This is a genomic window from Halegenticoccus soli (assembly GCF_002844195.1).
GTDB lineage: Archaea > Halobacteriota > Halobacteria > Halobacteriales > Haloferacaceae > Halegenticoccus > Halegenticoccus soli.
The window spans coordinates 791,657-810,506 of record NZ_PEND01000001.1; the positions used below are offsets into that span (position 1 = coordinate 791,657).

Below are 18,850 nucleotides of genomic sequence, written 5' to 3' on the forward strand. Positions count from 1 at the left end.
GCGACGGGAGCGCTCGCCGCCGCGAGCGCCGATCTGGCTTTTGTTCGTCGCCGCCCTTGAGACACTATGGCGAACGCGTTCGAGTGCGACGGCCGCACGGTTCCGCCCGGCTCCCGGGAGTATCTGAAGCACGAGATCACCGAGACGTACCTGAGCGATCCCGTCTCGCTTCCCGTGACGATCGTAAACGGCGACCGACCCGGTCCGCGGATGTTCCTCAGCGCCGCCATCCACGGCGACGAACTCAACGGCGTCGAGGCGGTCCGACGGATCGCCGACGACCTGGACCACGCGCTTCTCCGGGGGACGATCGTCTGCCTCCACGTGGTGAACGTGCCGGGGTTCAACTCGCAGAAGCGGTACCTGCCTGTGGACGACAGCGACCTCAACCGGTCGTTTCCGGGTCACCCGGCGGGGACGCGCGCACAGCGGATCGCCGACCGGGTGTACCGGACGTTCGTCGAGCCCTGCGACTTCGGGATCGACTTCCACACGTCGACCCGCGGACGGACCAACCTGGTCCACGTCCGCGGGGATCTCTCCGTCGGGCGCGTCGACCGCCTGGCCCGCGCGTTCGCGTCGAACGTCGTCATCGACGGGCCGGGACCCGAGGGGTCGCTCCGGCGCGCCGCGACGGAGGGCGGTATCCCGACGATCACCGTCGAGATGGGCGAGGCGAACCGCTTCCAGCGCGAACAGATCGACGCCGCCGTCGAGGGAGTCAAAAGCGTCCTCGCGGAGTTCGGCATGCACCCGCAACGGAAGGTTCACTGGCCCGGCTGGCGGACGATCGTCTCCGGCGAGCGCGAGAAGACGTGGCTCCGGTCGGACGCCGGCGGCATCGTCGACATGCGCGTCTCCGGCGGCGCGCTCGTCCACGAGGGCGACCGGATCTGCACGATCACCAACCCGTTCAACAAGGAGCTGACGGGCGTCGAGGCCCCCTTCACGGGCCTCGTGCTCGGAGTGCTGGAGAACCCGGTCGTCTACCCCGGCAATCCGCTCTGTCACTTCGTCCGGGTGTCGGAGCAGACGCGTCGGGTGCTGGAGGCGCGGGCGGCCGAGGGCGAAGCCGCGCCGAACGACCAGGCGGAGTGACGCGCTCCGGACCCGCGACCGCGAACGACGGCGGATTGTGGCGGATTGTCCCTCCGTCGGCCAATCGGCCCGACTCGCTTTCCGTGCCGAGCCCGTAGCCCGAACCGTGCCCGAAGACGCGCCGCGAATCACTTCCGACGACATCGGACTGCCGGTCGTCGATCCGGCTTCCGGGGAGCAGATCGGCGTCGTCGCTGACGTCGGCGACGGCGCGGACCAGTTCCTCGTCGAACGGGTGCGGCGGCACGTGCGGAGTCGCCTCGACCGAACGTAGCGTCCGCGTCGACAGAGATCTGACGGCCGAGAGCGTCTCGGACCGTTTACGCCCGCCTCAGCATCGCCCAGTACGCGTCGCCGAAGGGATCCGCGTAGTCGATGCCGAGCGCGCGGTACACGGCGGCCGGGACGCTGATGTCAGCCAGGTACAGCGAACCGGGCGCGTCGACGAGCCCGGTTTTCGGCAGTGCGAGCGTGACGGTCCGATCGGGAACGACCGCCGGACCGTCTGTCGCGCCCGTCGTCGCGTCCCTCCCGGACGGTACGTCCAGCGACACCACGGGCGCGTCGGACGCGTTGCAGGCGTCGATCAGGTCGGCCGCCCGCCCCCGCGCCGCGCCGCGGAGCCCATATCCGACGAGCGCGTCCACGATCGCGTCAGCCGCGGCGAGCGCGTCCGACGGGTCGCCCGCCGTCGCGGGAACGCCCATCGCGTCGAGCACGCGGTACTGCCGCTCGGCGACGCCGCCCAGCTCGCCCGCTTCCCGATCGAGGACGACCCGGACGGAGACGCCGCGGTTCGAGAGGTGGCGGGCGCACGCGAGGCCGCCGCCCCCGTTTCCGCCGTTGCCGGCGAGGACCGCGACGCCGCCTCCGCCGACCGCTCGGACGTGGTGGGCGAGCGTCCGCCCCGCGTTCTCCATCATCTGGAGGATGTCGAGGCCGACGTCCTCGACGACCGCGCGGTCCACCTCGCGCATCTCGTCGGCCGTCACGGCCGCGACCGGCACACCGTCGGCCGTTCTGAACGCGTTCTCGTTCATGCCCGTCCCTTCGACGCGGGTCGGGGTACGTGATTCGGTGGTGTTGTGCGCTCGGCTCGCGGCGGTCCGCAGCGAACGATCGCGGCGGGTGTGCGCGGTCGGCGCGCACCCGGGAGACTGTTTTGATCCGGGGGACCCCTACACGAGCGTAGATGCCCGAGTCGATCGAAAGCAGGGTTCGGGACCTCCCCCCGAGCTCCAAACTCGTTTTCAAGGTGATAGAGCGGAACGGACGGCTCACCCAGGGCCAGATCGCGGCCGAGTCGATGCTCTCGGCCCGCACCGTGCGCTACGCCCTCGATCGGCTCAAGGGAGTCGACGCCGTCCGCGAAACCGTGTACCTGCCGGACGCGCGGAAGTCGGTCTACGCGCTCGCCGACGGCGACGACGAAGAGCTCGCCCCGGCGTGGTAGACGACCCGTTCCTCGGAGTCGACGAGCGCTCCCGTCGGATCTACGCCCCGCCGCACGCCTCGGCAACGAGCGAGCTGATCCGCCCCCGGAGATCCTCGGCGCGGTCGGAGTCGAACAGCCCCTGGCCGTGCGCGCTCCCCTCGTAGGTCACGAGTTCCTTCGGCTCGGGGGCGTTCTCGTGCAGCTCGCGCGCGACGCGGACGAACCGGTCGCTGTCGCCCTCGCTGACGACGAAAAGCAGCCGCCCGTGCAAGTCGGCGGCGCGGTCGGCCCCACCTCCCGCCGACAGCGCGACCGTCCCGTCGACCGCGCCGTCCTCGGCCTCGGCGTTGGCGACGACGACCGCTTCGCCGCCGGAGCTCGCGCCGATCAGCACGAGTCCGGAGACGCCGCGTTCCCGCCGGAGGTGCGCGATCGCCCCCCGGACCGACGCGGGTCGGTCGTCGGGGTCCTCGTCGATCGCGAGGACGAGGTTCCCTTCCCCGGCGAGCGCCTCCGCCTGCGGCCTCCAGCTCTCGCGGTCCATGTTGATCTGCGGCACTAGGACGACTCCGCAGTCCCCGGAGCCGTACAGCGTTCCCTCGATCGTCGCGCCGTGCGGCGCCTCGAACGACACCGTCCGGGGCTCCGAGGCGTCGTCGGCTCCCTCGGTCGTTCCGTCGGCCGTCGCCTCCGAAGTCGTCCGCTCGCCGTCGGTTCCGGCGTTCCCGTTCGAACCGTCCGAGCCGGCCGACTCGTCGAGGCAGCCGGCGAGGCCGCCGCCGACGAACAGCGCGCCCGAGGCGGCGAGGAACCGCCGTCGGTCGGATCTTCCGTCTACCGTGCGCGGTGAATCAGCGTTTTCGTTCATCCGTTTGTGGTGTAGGTTACGTTTCTGGTGTGGGTATTGTTCAGTCGCGATTATTATCGGTGTCGCCCTCGCGCCCCGTCGGAGCCGCCGTCGAACTCGATCGGACAGCCGGCGACCTCCCCGCCGCGCATCCCGTCGGCGAGCCAGTAGGTCGAAAGGAGGAGGGCGACGAGCGCCGCGACGGCGAACTCGGCACCTTCGAGCGGGAGCGCTGTGAGGATCCCCGCGGCCCCGAAGAGCGAGAGCACGCCGGACAGAATCGCCGATCCGCAGGCGGCACAGCCCGCGCCGAGCGTCCCCAGGAGCACGCCCGCGGCGCTGCCGGACCCGTCCCTGACGGCGACCCGCTCCCGGCGGAGGTGGGAGGCGAGCATCGCGACGTTGACCCCGAGGAGCGCGGCCGTCGCGAGGAGCAGCGCCTCCGCGAGCGGGCCGAACGCCGTCCCGACTATCGGGTAGAGGTTGACGAGCAGTTCGAGTCGTGCCCCGAGGGGGACGCTCCCGTTCAGCACGACGTTGAAGAGCAGTCCCGCGTTCTGCGCCAGCACGAACAGCGACAGCCCGAGAACGCCGAATCCGAGCGCCGACAGGGCGTAGGCGGGAATCGAGAGCACCAGACGGGTGGTCCGGAGGACCAGCCGCAGGTCGCGGAACCCGGTCGGCAGGTTGAGGCGGTCGGCGAGAGGCGGGGATCGGCGGCTCATTCGAGTGCGTTCTCGAAGACTCGGTAGTTCTCGCTCCCCGTGATCGTCGTCACGAACTCGCCGCCTTCGAAGAGGAAGAACGTGGGCGTCCCGCCGACGCTCGCCCCCTCGACGGCGTCGAGGTCCTCGCGGACCGCGCGTTCGTGGACCCGCTCTCGGGCGTCGGAGACGACTCCCTCCGCGTCGATCGACGACTCCGACTCCAGGAACGAGCGGACCTCGTCGAACACGTTGTCCGTCGTGATCGCGTCCTGCCGCTCGTAAAATCGCGAGTTCAGCCCCCAGAACGCCGCTTCCGATCGCGCGGCCGTCGAGGCGAGCGCGTGAGCCGCCGCGGTCGCCCACTCCCGCACGTGCGGGAACGACCGGTGGACGAAGGCGGCCCGGCCCTCTTCGACGAGATTCGATTCGATCTTCGGGAACGCGTTCGACGCGAACCGCCGACAGGACGGACACGACGGGTCCTCGAAGGCGACGATGACCGCCTCCGCCTCCGCCGGATCGGGTCCGAGCGTCGGGTTGTCGTCGATGTTCGCCGCGGCGGGGTTCGAAGCGAGCGGCTCGGTCGAGTGCGACTCGCCCCCGCCGAGCGGGTTGGCGCTCCCGGCGCAGCCGGCGAGCGGCAGCGCGCTCGCCGTCGCGGCCGACAGAAACGTCCGTCGTTTCATCGTCCGCGAGGTTCCGGCCTCGTCGACATAATCGTTCGTCGGCTATGCGCCGGCGACGGCCAACCCCGCGCGGTATCGAGACGCGCTCACGTCGGCCGACTGAACCACGTTGCGAGCCCGGCGCCCGTGATCATCTCGACGAGCCCGAACACGATCGCGTGGAGCGTCGCCGCGGTCGGGAACCCCGCGCCGACGAAGAGGGCCGCGTCGAGGTCCTGTCGCCTCGCTTCCGCGGCTGATGGCCGACGCACCGAGGATCTCTTTCCGGTAGTTCCGGCTCCGAGCGCTATCGTCCGAGCGATGAGGCGTTCGCTCCGGCCGAGTTCGACGCGGAGCCCCGCAGGCGCGCAGTTTCGTCCCGCGCGTTCCGGAGAACCGGCTCACGGACGTGGCCGCTCGCGCGTCCGACGGCCCTCCCGCTCAACGCCAGGCCGACAGATCAGGGGCTTCGTTCGCGGCGACCGCGATCCACGCGTCGTCCCGCGTGAGGTCCGCGATGATCGCCTGCGATTCCGTTTCGCCGTCTCCCTCGTCTATCGCGAAAACGACTTCGGTGTCGTCGGTTCCGATCTCGTCGTTTACGCCGGTCTGTGAGGTCTTCATTGTGGATTATCTGTCCGGTGCGCTGCCGCGCTCAGGGCGCGTGCGGAGCCGCGGCCCCGCGCCGGGTCGTCTCGCGAATGGTTGCACCCCTGTCCTTCCCTCCTTGGTGACCGTCTTCTAGGTACGTCGTGACGCGCTCTCCAGATAGGGGTGGTGCTTGTGTGCGAAAGGGTTGGTCGGTGGGCCGGTCGAATTCGCCGGCGAGCGGGTGTGTATCTCGCATCTTCGAAATTTGGGCAGGTGACACTCGAACGTCATTCCGCGTACTCCGGAACTACGACTCGAAGACCCAATCCGATGAGAAATCCGAAAAACGCGGAGACGATGGCTTCTTCGAGGGGAATGCGGGCCGGTGCGGACAACGGATCGAGAGAGAGAGAGGCCGGCTATCTTTTCGGGGTATCACCCGATCTCCGGACTCGTGGATGACCGCGCGACGCGATTTGATATCTCAATATCCAGTTTATTAACCCGGTGAGCGCGGAGACGCGCGCCCGACCTCCGTTATCGCTCGCCAAGTAGCGCGGCCCGGAACTGTTGGCGCGTCGACCGTTGATCGCCGGTGCGCGCCGATCCGCTCCCGTTCGCCTCTCTCGTCCGCTCCGCGACGATCCGCGGAACGATCACCGCGCCCGCGCGGCGGTTCTCGTCCGTCAGGTGTCACGCGAGACGACCCTCGATCTCGGTACCCTCGACCGACATACCAAAACATTACTTACCCCAAACCAAGCAATCTGTATGGCCCTTCGGAAGCCGCCGTTGCGAGAGGTACACGCCGGTCGCGGGGCGAAGTTCACGGAGTTCGGCGGGTGGGACATGCCGGTGGAGTTCGACTCCATCCGACAGGAGCACGCCGCGGTCCGCGAGGCGGTCGGCATCTTCGACGTCTCCCACATGGGCGAGATCGAAGTCGTCGGCCCCGACGCGACCGCGCTGATGCAGCGGCTGACCACCAACGACGTGACCGTGCTCGACCCCGGCGACTCGCAGTACTCGATGATCACGGACGACGAGGGGACCATCCTCGACGACACGGTCGTCTACCGACTGCCGGACGACGAGGCGGGCGAGAGCTACCTCTTCATCCCGAACGCCGGCCACGACGAGGAGATGTTCGAGCGGTGGGTCGACCGCCGCGACGAGTGGGGGCTCGACGCCGAGGTCCGCAACGTCACCGACGAGCGCGCGATGTTCGCGGTGCAGGGTCCGGACGCGGCGGATCTCGTCGCCGACGCGGCGGGAAGCGGCGTCCGCGGCCTCTCGAAGTTCGAGGCGTCGTACGCGGAGATCGAAGGCGAGCGCTGCTGGGTCGCCCGAACCGGCTACACCGGCGAGGACGGGTTCGAGGTGCTCTGTCCGTGGGACGGGGCCGAGGCCGTCTGGTCCGCCTTCGACTGCCAGCCGTGCGGGCTCGGCGCCCGCGACACCCTGCGCATCGAGATGGGCTTTCTCCTCTCGGGGCAGGACTTCGACCCCGAGGCGGAGCCGCGGAACCCCTACGAGGCCGGCGTCGGCTTCACGGTCAAACTCGACACGGAGTTCGTCGGCCGCGACGCGCTCGAACGCGTTCAGGCCGAGGGGGTCGAGGAGAAGTTCGTCGGCCTGAAGCTGCTGGACCGCGGGGTTCCCCGCCACGGCTACGACGTCACTGACGAGGACGACCGCGTGATCGGACGCGTCACGAGCGGGACGATGAGCCCGACGCTCGGCGAGCCGGTGGCGCTAGGGTACCTCCCGGTCGAGTACGCCGACCCCGGCACCCGGGTTCGCGTCGTCGTCCGCGGTCGGAACAAGCGCGCAAAGGTCACGACCACACCCTTCCTGGAGGACAAGTAATGTTCGACACACCCGACGACCGACGGTACATGGAATCGCACGAATGGACGACGACGGGCGACGGCCCCGTCCGGATCGGCATCACGGACTTCGCCCAGGACGAACTCGGCGACGTGGTGTTCGTCGAACTCCCCGACGAGGGCGACGAACTCGCGAAGGGCGAGGAGTTCGGCGTCGTCGAGAGCATCAAGGCCGTCTCGGACCTCTACGCGCCCGTCTCGGGGACGGTCACGGACGTGAACGAGGACCTGTTCGACCAGCCGGAGCTGGTGAACGACGATCCGTACGGCGACGGCTGGATGATCGAAGTCGATCCGAGCGACGCGGACGAGTTCGACGACCTCCTGACGCCCGAGGAGTACGAAGAACAGATCGAATGACGCGGGAGAGAGGCAGGGGCAGCCCGTTCGCCCCGCACACGGCGGCGGAGACCGCGGCGATGCTCGACGCGGTCGGCGTCGACGACGAGGAGGCGCTGTTCGACATCCCCGACGAGGTCGCCTTCGACGGCGAATTCGGCATCGAGCCGCGGGGGGAGGCCGAGATCAGGGCGGAGCTCGCGCGGACCTTTGCGAAGAACGACGACCTCACCGAGTTCCTCGGGCGGGGACACTACGCCCACTACGTCCCGTCGCTCGTGGATCACCTGTCGCTGCGGTCGGAGTTCCTGACGAGCTACACGCAGTACCAGCCGGAGATCACCCAGGGGTTCCTCCAGGCGCTGTTCGAGTACCAGTCGCTCCTGGTCGAACTCACCGGGCTCCCGGTCGCCAACTGCTCGATGTACGACGCCGCGACGGCGCTCGCCGAGGCCGCCCGGCTGGCCGGGCGCGTCAGGGCGACGACCGGCGCGCGCGTGCTCGTCCCCGAACCGGCGTTCCTGCGGGCGGGCAAGCGCGGCGTCCTCGACAACTACGTCGACGGGACCGATCTCTCGGTCGAGACGTACCCGATGGACGACGGCAACGTCGACGTCGAGGCGCTGTCGGAGCTGGTCGACGATGACGCGGTCATGGTGTACGCCGAGAACCCGACCGTCCGCGGGACGATCGAGGAGCGGATCGACGAGGTGGCCGAGCTCGCCCACGAGCACGACGCGCTGTTCTGCCTCGGCTCTGACGTGGTGGCGCTCTCGCTCCTGCGGGAGCCGGCGAGCGTCGGCACGGACGTCGTCGTCGGCGAGGCCGGGGTGCTCGGACTGCCGACGAGCTACGGCATGGGTCTCGGCATCTTCGCCACGCGCGAGGAGTTCCTGCGGCAGGTGCCCGGCAGGCTCGTCGGCGCGAGCGAGGAGCGCGTCGCGCCGGGGGCGGAGCGAAACGGAGACGGGAGCGCCGCGGAGGCGAGCGGCCGGCGGGTGTACACGCTGACGCTTCAGACCCGCGAGCAGCACATCCGTAAGGAGCGGGCGACGAGCAACATCTGCACGAACCAGGCGTGGGTCGCGCTCCGGACCGCGATGCACGCGATGTACCTCGGACCGTCCGGGCTGGTCGAGCTCGCCGAGGACTGCGTCCGGCGGGCCGCCGATCTCGCCGGACGCATCGACGACATCGTCGGCTACCAGGCGCCGGTCCACGACCGCCACCACTTCAGGGAGTTCGCCGTCCGCTGCGACCAGCCGGCGGCGGCTATCGCCGAGGACCTCGAAGGAAAGGGCTTCGCGGTCCACGTCGTCGACGAGCACCTGCTGCAGGTGTGCGTCACGGACGCGAACGCGGCCCACGCCGACGCGCTCGTCGCGGCGTTCGAGGAGGTGGCCTGAGATGTACTACGATCAAGCCCGGTACGGACAGAACGGCGAGTACGAACCGCTCCTCTCCGAGAAGGACAGCACGACCGTCGAAGTGGGCGGCGCGGCGTCCTCGGCGGGCGGAGACGAAAACGCCGCCGACGGCGACGGATCGCCGCTCCCCGACCACCTCACGCGCGATTCGCTCACGCTCCCGGAGCTGTCGGAGCCGGAGCTCGCGCGCCACTACACGCGCCTCTCGCAGATGAACTGGGGCGTCGAGAGCGGCCCGTACCCGCTCGGCTCCTGCACGATGAAGTACAACCCCAAGTTCACCGAGGACGCGGCGGGGGATCCGAACGCCGCGGTCCACCCGGACCGGTCGGAACAGAGCGTGCAGGGGACGCTCGAAGTGCTCCACGGGCTGCAGGAGTACCTCGGGCGCGTCGGCGGGATGGACGCGGTGTCGCTCCAGCCGCCGGCGGGCGCGGCCGGGGAGTTCGCGGGGATCCTCGTGGCGAAAGCGTACCACGAAACCCGCGGCGACGACCGCACCGAGGTCATCATCCCGTCGAGCGCGCACGGGACGAACTTCGCCAGCGCGGCGATGGCGGGCTACGACGTGGTCGAACTCCCCTCCGACGAGGACGGCCGGGTCGACCTCGAAGCGCTCCGCGCCGCCGTGAGCGACGACACCGCCGCGCTGATGCTCACCAACCCGAACACGGTCGGGCTGTTCGAGCGCGACATCGTCGAGATCGCGGAGATCGTCCACGACGCCGGCGGCCTCCTCTACTACGACGGGGCGAACCTCAACGCGCTGCTCGGGCGGGCCCGGCCGGGCGACATGGGGTTCGACATCATGCACTACAACGTCCACAAGACGTTCGCCACGCCGCACGGCGGGGGCGGTCCGGGCGCCGGGCCGGTGGGCGTGGTCGAAGAGCTCGCGGAGTTCCTCCCGAGCCCGCGCGTGCGCGAGACGGAGACCGACTCGCTGACCGAGCCCGGGTACGAGCTGTTCGAGCCCGAGCGGTCGATCGGCAAGGTCCACGGGTTCCAGGGCAACTGGCTCGTGCTGATCAAGGCGTACGCGTACATCGCCCGCCTCGGCGACGAGGGGCTGGCGGACGCGAGCGCCAAGGCCGTGCTGAACGCGAACTACCTCGGTTCGCGGATCGACTACGAGATCCCGTACGCCCCGTTCCACCACGAGTTCGCGGCGACGGCGGGCGAGCAGGACGCCGCGGACGTGGCGAAGCGGATGCTCGACTACGGCGTCCACCCGCCGACGACGAAGTGGCCGGAGTTCGTCCCGGAGGCGATGCTCACCGAGCCGACGGAGATCGAAAACCGCGAGACGCTCGACGATCTCGCCGCCGCGTTCAACGCGGCCGCGTCGGAGGACGACGAGACGCTGGCGACCGCGCCGAACCGGACGACCGCCCGCCGCATCGACCAGGCGAGCGCCGCGCGCGACCCGCGGCTCTCCTGGCACGCGCTGGAGTCGGACGGCGAGTAGCGCCGACAACCGGCCGGCGGAGACCGCCGGTGAGCGCGCGTGTCCGACGACTTCGGGGGCACGGAGCCGACGACTTCCGGGAGGGCGAGGCTGCCGACCCGTCGGACGCGCCCACGATCGGCGAGACGGACGGAACTGGCACGTAACGGGGACGGGCGCGCTGGAAGAAGTCGCCGGCACCGCCGCCGACTGGTTCGAAGCGCACCTCGCCTGAAGCCGCCGCGCTCCGGAGCGACCGCCGTCGGGTAGAGTAAAGGGCGCCCGAAACGAACACCCGGCCATGCGAGTCGTCGTCGCCGGAACCTTCGGTCCGCTCCACGACGGGCACCGCGCGCTGTTCGAGCGGGCGCTGGAGCGCGGAGACGAGGGCGTCGTCGTCGGACTCACGAGCGACGAGCTGGCGGTGGAGACGCGGCACGAACCGCGCCCGATCCCCCGGTTCGAGGAGCGGCGCCGGCGCGTCGAGGAGGCGCTCGACGCGCTCGACGAGTGGGGCCGCGAGGTCGAGATCCGCCAGATCGACGACGAGTACGGGTTCGCGGACGACGACCCCTCGCTCGACGCGATCGTCGTGTCACCGGAGACCGACGACGAGGTCGAGGAGATCAACGACCGCAGAACCGAGCGCGGGATGGAACCGCTCTCGGCCGTCGTCGTCCCGTACGTGCTCGCGGCGGACGGGGAGCGGATCTCCTCGACGCGGATCGTGAAGGGCGAGATCGACGAGCACGGGAACGTGCTGAAAGACGACTGAACGATCGAGCCAGCGGCCCCGCATCTCGTGTCGATCGCCGACCGACTTGCCGACCGACGTACCGGCGGACGGCCGCCGTTTCGCTGCCGGAGTTACTTTTTCTTTGATTCGTCCGGAAGGTCCGAAATCGGGGGTGTACCGCTCATTTGGACCGGAGATTCTCTCAGCTTCGAGAATTACTGTCTGTCAGCTGAGATACGTTTATGCGCGCGAAGCACTTTACTAGCACTTTGCTATGACACGTGTAACCAAGCGTCGTGATTTCCTGATCGGTGCCGGAACGGCGGGGGTCGTCGGGCTCGCCGGGTTCACCGGCAGCGTCGGCGGACAGCAGCGAGGCGGCCAGATCAGGGTCGGCGTGCTCCAGCCCGTGACGGGCGACCTCGCGTCGGTCGGCGTACCGATCCGCGACGCCGCGCTGCTGCCCGCGACCCAGCTGAACAACGCCGGAACCGACTTTCAGATCGTCACCCAGGCCGAGGACACGCAGACCGATCCCCAGGCCGGGATCAGCGCGGCACAGGCGCTCGTCGACGCCGGCTTCCCGGCGATCACCGGCGCCGCGGGGTCGGAGGTGACGATCCAGGTCGCCCAGAACGTCCTGATTCCGAACCAGGTCGTCGGCTGCTCCCCATCGAGCACGTCGCCGGACATCACCGGGCTCCGGGACGACGGATTCGTCTGGCGGACGTGCCCGAGCGACGTCGTCCAGGGACAGGTGCTGGCGCAGGTCGCCACCGACCGGGCGAACGCCTCGTCGGTGTCGATCATGTTCGTCAACAACTCCTACGGACAGGCGCTCGCGAACAGCTTCGCGGAGTCGTTCGGCGGCGAGATCCCGGCCCGGGTCGCCTTCGAACAGGTCCAGTCGTCCTACGCCGCGCAGCTTCAGGAGGCCATGGCGAGTCAGCCCGACGCGCTGCTCATCATCTCCTACCCCGAGAGCGGCAACCAGCTGTTCCGAGACTTTTACTCCAGCTACAGCCGCGACACGCAGATCCTCGTGACGGACGGGCTTCGGGACCCCGCACTGCCCGGCAACGTCGGCCAGCCCCTGACGAACGTCATCGGGACGGCCCCGTCCGCCGCCGGGCCGGCCCAGCAGTTCTTCACGCGGCTGTACAGGAGAGAGTACGGCAGCGACCCGGGCGTGTTCACCGCGCAGGCGTACGACGCGACCGCGCTCCTGATCCTCGCGAACGTCGCCGGCGGCGCCCGGAACGACGGTCCGGCCGTCCGCGACAACATGCAGGCGGTCGCGAACCCGCCCGGGCAGGCGGTCACCCCCGGGAATCTCCCCGACGCGCTGTCGCGCGTCGCGACCGGCGAGCAGGTCAACTACCAGGGCGCGTCGAGCAGCGTCACGTTCGACGACAACGGCGACGTCACCACGGCCGCGTACGAGATCTTCACGTACACGCAGGGTGGACAGCTCGAACAGCTAGACGTGGTGGAGTTCCAGGCCAACCAGGGGTGAGTCGGCGTCGAAGAGGGAGATTTTTCACCCGCCGAGGAACTCGCGTCGGACTTCGTCGTCGGCGAGCAGCGCCTCGCCGGCGTCGGCGAAGCGGTTCTGCCCCTGGACGAGAACGTACCCGCGGTCGCACCGTCGGAGCGCCTCCTTGGCGTTCTGTTCGACGATCAGCACCGCCGTCCCCGCGCGGTTGATCTCGTCGACGCGGTCGAACATCTCGTCGACGAGGTCCGGCGCCAGTCCCGCGCTCGGCTCGTCGAGCAGCAGGAGCTTGGGATCGAGCATGAGCGCCCGCCCCATCGCCAGCATCTGCTGCTGGCCGCCGGAGAGGGTACCCGCGCGCTGGGACTGGCGCTCTTGGAGGATCGGGAAGCGGTCGAAGACCGCCCGGAGCGCGTCCTCGGGGACCGAATCGAGGATGTACGTCCCCATTTCGAGGTTCTCTCTGACCGAAAGCGACGGGAAGACGTTCTCCGTCTGCGGGACGTAACTGATCCCGCGGCGGATCACGGCTTCGGGGGGGAGGCCGCCTATGTCCTCGCCGCCGAAGGTGATCCGTCCCCCCATGTACGTGGTCAGCCCGAAGATCGACTTCAGAACCGTCGACTTTCCGGCCCCGTTCGGACCGATGACGGCGACGTACTCGCCGTCGCCCACGTCGAGGTCGACGCCGTCGAGGATCTGGAGGTCCCCGTAGCCCGCGTCGAGTCCCTCGATGACGAGCAGGCCGTCCCGTTCGGAGCGCGGCTCGGATCGGCCGCGACCGACGCTGCGAGTCCCGTCCGCGCTCATACGTTCGCCCCCAGGTACGCGTCGATCACGCGCTCGTCCTCCATGATCGCCGCGGGCGCGTCGTCCGCGATCACGCGGCCCTGGTGCATCACGATCACGCGCTCGCAGTTGTTCATGATCACGTCCATGTCGTGTTCGACGAGCAGGAAGGTGTACCCCTCCGCGCGGAGGTCGTGTATCCGACCGAGCAGCTTCTCCTCCAGGACGGGGTTGACGCCCGCGAGCGGCTCGTCCAACAGCAGCACGTGCGGGTCGGTCAAGAGCGCCCGCGCCAGTTCGAGGAGCTTGCGCTGCCCGCCCGAGAGGTTCCCCGCGTACTCCTCCGCGAGGTGATCGATCTCGAAGAACTCCAGGGTCTCCCACGCCCGTTCGCGGAGCTCGCGCTCCTGCTCGATCACCGCCCGGCGGGGTCCGGGCAGCACCGACCGCCAGAGCCGTTCGCCCCGCTGGTCCTTCGGCGCGAGCATCACGTTCTCGATGACCGTCATCTCCTTGAGCTCGCGGGCGATCTGGAACGTCCGGACCAGCCCGCGTTCCGCGACCGCGTACGGCGGCAGGCCCGTGATCTCCTCGCCGTAGAGGTGAACCGAGCCGCCGTCGGGGCGGCGCACGCCGGTGATGCAGTCGAACGTCGTCGATTTCCCCGCGCCGTTCGGCCCGATCAGTCCCGTCAGCGAACCCTCCTCGACGTCGAAGCTCGCGCCGTCGACGGCCGTCAGCCCGCCGAACCGCTTCGTCAGGTTCCGAACGCGGAGCGGGCGCGCCGCCGGCGGTCCCGCCTCGGTCCCCGTCTCCGTCTCCTCGGCGGCGCGTTCGACGGCCGCGGTCCCTCCCGCCCGGCTCATCGTCTCTCACCCCCGTCCGCGCGCGCCGGTCGATTTGGCCGCTCGGAGAGGTCGACGCTCGCCGCGATCTCCTTTCGGTGCCCGAGAAGCCCTTTCGGCCGGGTTTGTACGAAGTAGACGAGCACGACCCCCGCGAGAACGAAGCGGAGGGACGCGAGGTTCCCGAGCGCGTACGCGAGAAGCGGTGTGACGTCGAGCGAGGCGAGCGGTTCGACGGCGGCGACGAAGGTGTCCGGTGCGTCGCCCAGCGGGATCTGCTGTGCGACGAGCCGCCGGACGAACGTCGGCCCTTCGAACAGGAGTCCGACGAAGAGCGCGCCGCCGATCACGCTGCCAGTGTTGGACCCCGAGCCGCCGATGATGAGCGCGATGAAGATGTAGAACGTCAAGATCGGGAGGAAGTTGTTCGGGCTGACGTACGACTGGCTGCCCTGCCAGAGGATGCCGCCGAGGCCCATGAGCGCACAGCCGAGCATGAACGTCTTGATCTTGAACCGACCGGTGTCCTTTCCGAGCGAGCGCGCGACGAGTTCGTCCTCGCGGATCGCCTTCAACACCCGGCCGAACGGCGAGTTGCCGACGCGGGACAGGAGCCGGTAGAACAGCCAGACGAAGACGACGAGCACCAGCGTGTACGTCCAGTCGACGACGGTGGTGTGCTGGACGCCCGCCGCGCCGAAGAGACCGAACGCGGCCTCGCCGAGGGCGGTCGGCGGCGACGCCGGGCTGCGGGCGTCGCTGTAGAACAGCGCGTTGATCGGATTCGTCGGCAGCGCCAGCCCCTGTGATCCGCCGGTGCCGAGGTCGACGCCGGCGATCGAGAACGTCCGGAGGCTCGTGGAGTTGTACACGATCCGAATGATCTCCGACAGCGCCAGGGTGACGATCGCGAGGTAGTCCGCCTTCAACCGGAGCGCGGGCAGCGCGGCGAGCGCGCCGACGAGCGCGGCGGCGAGCATCCCGCCGACGATTCCCACGGGGAGTGGCAGGCCGAGGCCGGGGAGCCCGCCGGTTCCGGGGTCCGTCGGCGCGGTGAGCATCGCCATCGTGTAGACGCCGACCGCCATGAAGCCGGCGACGCCGATGTTGAAGAGCCCCGCGTACCCCCACTGGAGGTTGAGCGCGAGCGCGAGGAGCGCGTAGACGGCCGCGAAGAAGGTGATCCGCTGGAGGGTGCTCGCCAGCCCGTTGGCGTCCAGTCCGAGGAGCACTCCGAGCAGCCCGAATCCGGCGTACAGCGCGAGGAACACGGCGAGGATCAGCGCGCCGTCGCCGCCGGGCAGGCGGGCCGAGAGTCGGTCGGCGCTCACGCCCATCCGCCGTCACCTCCCCTCGCGCGGGCGTTCCGGGCGTGGATCGGGATCACGCCGTCGTCACCCCGCTGAACAGCCCCGACGGTCTCGTGAGGAGGATGAGTATCATCACGGCGAAGGCCGCCGCGTGCGTGAAGTCGGAGGGGATCCAGATCAGCGACAGCGTGCTGGCGATCCCGATGGTGAGCCCGCCGAGCATCGCGCCGTAGATCGAGCCGATCCCGCCGAGGATGACCGCCGCGAAGATCAAAAGGAGCAGCGTCCACCCGTAGTCGAACGAGATCGTTCCGGTCTCGAGCACGACGAGGTACCCGGCCGCGCCCGTCAGTCCCCCGCCGATGATCCACGTCGCCCGGACGACCCGCTCGGTCGGAATGCCGGTCACGCGGGCGAGGTCGGGGTTGTCGGCCATGGCGCGCATCGCCTTGCCGAGTTTCGTCCGCCGGAGCAGCAGGTGTACCCCGCCCATCATCGCGAGCGCGGCGGCGACCAGCGCCAGTTCGTGGGCGTTGAAGATGAGGTCGATCACCGGCACCGTGTACGTCGGCAGCGTGCCGCCGGTGATCCCCGTCCGGCTCGTTCCGAAGACGAACGCCAGCAGGTATCGGAGCGCGAGCGCGACGCCGATGCTGGCAATCAGAAGCGAGATGGCTCCCTGGCCGCGCATGGGACGGTAGACGAGCCGGTCGAGCGCGAGCGCGAGCGCGACGCCGAACGCGACCGCGACGGCGAATCCGACGAGAACCGCCAGCGGCGTCGAAAAGACGCTCGCGCCGACGGTTCCGGCGTCGGCACCGCCGCTGACCCCCAGGAGAAACAGGTCGCCCGCGCTCACCGTTCCGGCTCCGGCGACGAGGTACGTCGCCACCCACCCGGCGAACGCGCCCGCAGTGAGATACTCCCCGTGAGCGAAGTTGGCGAAGTTCAAAATGCTGTACGTCATCGAGAGCCCGACGCCGGCGAGACCGATCACCAGTCCGATGACGATCCCGTCCTTGAGGAAGATCGAGAGCGTCAGGACGGTCACCGTCCCGTTCGCGAGCTTCGAGAGGAGATCGGCGACCAGCGCGACGCCGACCGTCAGGAGGACGAGTTCGAGCGGCCGTTCGACGAAGACCCGCTTGCCGCGAGAGTACGTGTCTGCCATTCCCATTGGTACCACTCCTCAGGGAATGAGGGGGTTCGTAGGGCAAATACCTTCGCCCCGAAACGTCGCGTTACGCCGTCCGTCGGCGCGCTTCGGACGACGCGGGCGGTTCACGCGGGAAGGGTTCGTCGAGGGGTCAGCGGCGTCGACCCAGACGACTCCGCAGGAGGGGGTGCGTCCGCGGGACCGCCTGTCGGATTCGAATCGCGTAGATAGCTTCCGTGAACGCGGCGGTCGAGACTCTCCGCGACGGCGTCCGCGATGCCGCGCGTCCCGACCCGGCTCAGGCGGGGACTTCGTTCTGCAGATACTGCTCTTCCCACTCGCGGCGCTCGCGCAACGCCTCACGCCCCTTCTCGGAGATCGTGTAGTAGTTCGTGCGGCGGTCGATCTGGCCCTTGTCCACGTACCCTTCCTTGACTAACACGTCGAGATTCGGGTACAGGCGGCCGTGGTTGATCTCTTCGTTCAGGTTCTCTTCGAGATCCGTCTTAACGTCCTGTCCCGAGGGGCGTTCGTGACCGGCGATGACGATCAGCAGGTCGCGCTGGAAGCCGCTGAGGTTGAAGAGATTCATCGTAGACTGGTCCGGCGGCCAGACACATAGCTATCAGCATCGTACCGCTTTCGAGTCATACGGATACGCGAGACCGTACCGGTCGCTGACACGCGCGGAGGCGATCGTCGTATCATCCGACGGTGAGTTTTCGGGCGGCCGTCCGTTCGCCGATTCGCCCCCTTTCGGACAACTCGCTCGCTCTCCCCGGGAACGGGCCGAACCGCTCGGTACCGCTCCGGCGCGAAACCGGCTCGGACGCCTCAGAAGTTGTCGCCGTGCGAGGGTGAGATCACGACGGTCTCGTCGGGACGCACGCTGACGACGCATCCGAGGTATCGGAACGCGAGGACGCAATCGAACTCGTCGCGTCCGTCGCGCGGTTCGAACAGCGCGTCGAGCGATTCGAGGTCCAGGTAGTCCGAGAGCGGGTCGTCCTCGCACACCGTCCGCACGTCTTCGCCCGCGATGTCGGCGACCGCCAGGGTGATGGCCGAGCTGAGCGCGACGTTGTCGGTCGTTTTCGGACGGAGCGTGTACGAGTTCGTCGTCGGGCTGTACTCGATGTCCAGTTCGGGGACCGATCGTTGGTTCATCGTTCTGAGGTGTCTCGTCGAAGCTACTGCGGGAACCACGCGCAAAGTGGAGGCCGCTCTCTGCGGAGGTCGTCTCCGCTCGCTTCTACCCGCTCGACGCGTATTACCGGGAAGGTTAGTCGATTAGGCGGTTTAAATAGCGACCCTCGAAGCTCACTCGGCGGAATCTTTCGCGAGCGTGTTGGCGACGAGGCTCCGGGTCGCTCTCCGCATGCGACCGGTCGCTGCGGCGCTCGATATCCCGAGTTCGGCCGCGAGGTCGCTCAGCGAGACGGCCCGCGGTTCGTCGAAGTAGCCGCGCCGGAACGCCGCGAGGAGCGCTTCGCGCTGCGGTTCGGTCAGCCCGTAGCTCTCCGCCGGATCCGCGTCGAGTTCGGTCGTGATCCTGTCCACGCGGACGTCGATCTCCTGCTCTCTCAGCTCCGACTGGAACCGCGAGACGTTTCCGTACTCGGGGAAGCGCAGTTCGAATCGCCACGCCTCGTCGTTTCCGACCGCCTCCACGATCGTCGCGCCGGCCCGCGCGATCGCCCGGACGAACTCGTCGACGCGTCTGTCCCACTTCACGCGGTAGAGGACGCCGTCTTCGAACCGTTCCACGGCGGTCAGATCCTCGATTTCGGGCTCTTCGCGGGCTTCCCGCTCGAAGGACTCGTAGTCCCCGCAGTTCCAGACGAAGAAAAACGGCATGCGCTCCTTCCGCGTCGGCACGGTCCGTTCGAGCTCGATCTCCATCTCGGAGTCCCGCTTGAGGGCTCTGCCGAGCGCGAACTCCTCGGCGGGGACCGTGAACTCGGCGATGACGCTCATCGACTACTCGGGGGTTCCACCGGGAGAAAACTCTCACGGCGGTGGTCTCTCCCTCGGATCGCGTCCGCTGACGGATCTTCGGCCGGCGCGCGGATTC

22 protein-coding genes are annotated in these 18,850 nt (G+C 69.0%); 9 read left to right on the top strand and 13 right to left on the bottom strand.

The window, feature by feature from the left end; all coding sequences use genetic code 11:
* The first annotated feature begins 66 nt into the window (after positions 1-66).
* Both CNO20_RS04085 and CNO20_RS22900 read left to right on the top strand, forming a co-directional pair.
* On the top strand, positions 67-1,098 hold the full coding sequence (locus CNO20_RS04085; RefSeq protein WP_101294717.1) for a succinylglutamate desuccinylase/aspartoacylase family protein: 1,032 nt from the start codon (positions 67-69) through the stop codon (positions 1,096-1,098).
* 106 nt (positions 1,099-1,204) lie between these two features.
* On the top strand, positions 1,205-1,372 hold the full coding sequence (locus CNO20_RS22900; protein ID WP_158237363.1) for a hypothetical protein: 168 nt from the start codon (positions 1,205-1,207) through the stop codon (positions 1,370-1,372).
* 46 nt (positions 1,373-1,418) lie between these two features.
* Here the strand turns inward: CNO20_RS22900 and CNO20_RS04090 are convergent, their stop codons facing one another.
* Entirely contained in the window at positions 1,419-2,138 is a 720-nt protein-coding gene (locus CNO20_RS04090; protein WP_101294718.1) for an NAD(P)H-hydrate epimerase, read from the bottom strand.
* 152 nt (positions 2,139-2,290) lie between these two features.
* Here CNO20_RS04090 and CNO20_RS04095 point away from each other — a divergent pair, with 152 nt between their 5' ends.
* Positions 2,291-2,551 carry a winged helix-turn-helix domain-containing protein gene (locus tag CNO20_RS04095; RefSeq protein WP_101294719.1) on the top strand — a complete coding sequence of 87 codons (261 nt, stop codon included), beginning with the start codon at positions 2,291-2,293 and terminating at the stop codon, positions 2,549-2,551.
* Between the two features lie 40 nt (positions 2,552-2,591).
* Here the strand turns inward: CNO20_RS04095 and CNO20_RS04100 are convergent, their stop codons facing one another.
* From CNO20_RS04100 to CNO20_RS04120, 5 genes are all read right to left on the bottom strand, one after another.
* Positions 2,592-3,401 (bottom strand): alpha/beta hydrolase family protein, encoded by an 810-nt coding sequence (locus tag CNO20_RS04100; protein ID WP_101294720.1) that lies wholly within the window; start codon positions 3,399-3,401, stop codon positions 2,592-2,594.
* Between the two features lie 53 nt (positions 3,402-3,454).
* Positions 3,455-4,105, bottom strand: coding sequence for a hypothetical protein (locus CNO20_RS04105; RefSeq protein ID WP_101294721.1), 651 nt, complete (start codon positions 4,103-4,105; stop codon positions 3,455-3,457).
* Positions 4,102-4,773: a DsbA family protein gene (locus tag CNO20_RS04110; RefSeq protein ID WP_101294723.1), complete on the bottom strand. Its 672-nt coding sequence runs from the start codon at positions 4,771-4,773 to the stop codon at positions 4,102-4,104. Before CNO20_RS04110 ends, CNO20_RS04105 begins: the two co-directional genes overlap by 4 nt.
* 86 nt (positions 4,774-4,859) lie before the next feature.
* A complete protein-coding gene (locus CNO20_RS04115) occupies positions 4,860-5,024 on the bottom strand; it encodes a hypothetical protein (RefSeq protein WP_233203898.1) in 165 nt (54 codons plus the stop codon).
* Positions 5,025-5,193: 169 nt separating this feature from the next.
* Positions 5,194-5,376 (bottom strand): DUF7556 family protein, encoded by a 183-nt coding sequence (locus CNO20_RS04120; protein ID WP_101294725.1) that lies wholly within the window; start codon positions 5,374-5,376, stop codon positions 5,194-5,196.
* A gap of 738 nt (positions 5,377-6,114) precedes the next feature.
* Between CNO20_RS04120 and gcvT the strand changes: the two genes are divergently transcribed.
* From gcvT to CNO20_RS04150, 6 genes are all read left to right on the top strand, one after another.
* A complete protein-coding gene (gcvT, locus tag CNO20_RS04125; protein WP_101294727.1) occupies positions 6,115-7,212 on the top strand; it encodes a glycine cleavage system aminomethyltransferase GcvT in 1,098 nt (365 codons plus the stop codon).
* Positions 7,212-7,592: a glycine cleavage system protein GcvH gene (gene gcvH, locus CNO20_RS04130; RefSeq protein WP_101294728.1), complete on the top strand. Its 381-nt coding sequence runs from the start codon at positions 7,212-7,214 to the stop codon at positions 7,590-7,592. The genes gcvT and gcvH overlap by 1 nt, the downstream gene beginning before the upstream one ends.
* Positions 7,589-8,977 (top strand): aminomethyl-transferring glycine dehydrogenase subunit GcvPA, encoded by a 1,389-nt coding sequence (gene gcvPA / locus CNO20_RS04135; RefSeq protein WP_101294730.1) that lies wholly within the window; start codon positions 7,589-7,591, stop codon positions 8,975-8,977. The genes gcvH and gcvPA overlap by 4 nt, the downstream gene beginning before the upstream one ends.
* Position 8,978: 1 nt before the next feature.
* Positions 8,979-10,466, top strand: a complete 1,488-nt coding sequence (gene gcvPB, locus CNO20_RS04140) for an aminomethyl-transferring glycine dehydrogenase subunit GcvPB (protein WP_101294732.1) — start codon at positions 8,979-8,981, stop codon at positions 10,464-10,466.
* Between the two features lie 280 nt (positions 10,467-10,746).
* Positions 10,747-11,220 carry a phosphopantetheine adenylyltransferase gene (locus tag CNO20_RS04145; RefSeq protein ID WP_101294734.1) on the top strand — a complete coding sequence of 158 codons (474 nt, stop codon included), beginning with the start codon at positions 10,747-10,749 and terminating at the stop codon, positions 11,218-11,220.
* A gap of 235 nt (positions 11,221-11,455) precedes the next feature.
* Positions 11,456-12,697, top strand: coding sequence for an ABC transporter substrate-binding protein (locus CNO20_RS04150; RefSeq protein ID WP_101294736.1), 1,242 nt, complete (start codon positions 11,456-11,458; stop codon positions 12,695-12,697).
* Positions 12,698-12,721: 24 nt separating this feature from the next.
* Here CNO20_RS04150 and CNO20_RS04155 read toward each other — a convergent pair whose 3' ends face one another.
* The 7 genes from CNO20_RS04155 to CNO20_RS04185 all read right to left on the bottom strand — a co-directional run bounded on the left by CNO20_RS04155 (position 12,722) and on the right by CNO20_RS04185 (position 18,753).
* A complete protein-coding gene (locus tag CNO20_RS04155) occupies positions 12,722-13,486 on the bottom strand; it encodes an ABC transporter ATP-binding protein (protein WP_101294738.1) in 765 nt (254 codons plus the stop codon).
* Entirely contained in the window at positions 13,483-14,331 is an 849-nt protein-coding gene (locus CNO20_RS04160; protein WP_101294740.1) for an ABC transporter ATP-binding protein, read from the bottom strand. Before CNO20_RS04160 ends, CNO20_RS04155 begins: the two co-directional genes overlap by 4 nt.
* Positions 14,328-15,647 (bottom strand): branched-chain amino acid ABC transporter permease, encoded by a 1,320-nt coding sequence (locus CNO20_RS04165; RefSeq protein WP_199174715.1) that lies wholly within the window; start codon positions 15,645-15,647, stop codon positions 14,328-14,330. The genes CNO20_RS04160 and CNO20_RS04165 overlap by 4 nt, the downstream gene beginning before the upstream one ends.
* A 46-nt stretch (positions 15,648-15,693) precedes the next feature.
* Complete coding sequence (locus tag CNO20_RS04170; RefSeq protein ID WP_101294742.1) at positions 15,694-16,797, bottom strand: branched-chain amino acid ABC transporter permease; 1,104 nt, start codon at positions 16,795-16,797, stop codon at positions 15,694-15,696.
* A gap of 277 nt (positions 16,798-17,074) precedes the next feature.
* On the bottom strand, positions 17,075-17,368 hold the full coding sequence (locus CNO20_RS04175; protein WP_101294743.1) for a PadR family transcriptional regulator: 294 nt from the start codon (positions 17,366-17,368) through the stop codon (positions 17,075-17,077).
* Positions 17,369-17,610: 242 nt separating this feature from the next.
* Positions 17,611-17,943 (bottom strand): HalOD1 output domain-containing protein, encoded by a 333-nt coding sequence (locus CNO20_RS04180; RefSeq protein ID WP_101294745.1) that lies wholly within the window; start codon positions 17,941-17,943, stop codon positions 17,611-17,613.
* Between the two features lie 153 nt (positions 17,944-18,096).
* The gene (locus tag CNO20_RS04185) at positions 18,097-18,753 is read right to left on the bottom strand and encodes a helix-turn-helix domain-containing protein (protein WP_101294747.1); all 657 of its coding nucleotides are present in this window, start codon (positions 18,751-18,753) and stop codon (positions 18,097-18,099) included.
* Between the last annotated feature and the right edge of the window lie 97 nt (positions 18,754-18,850).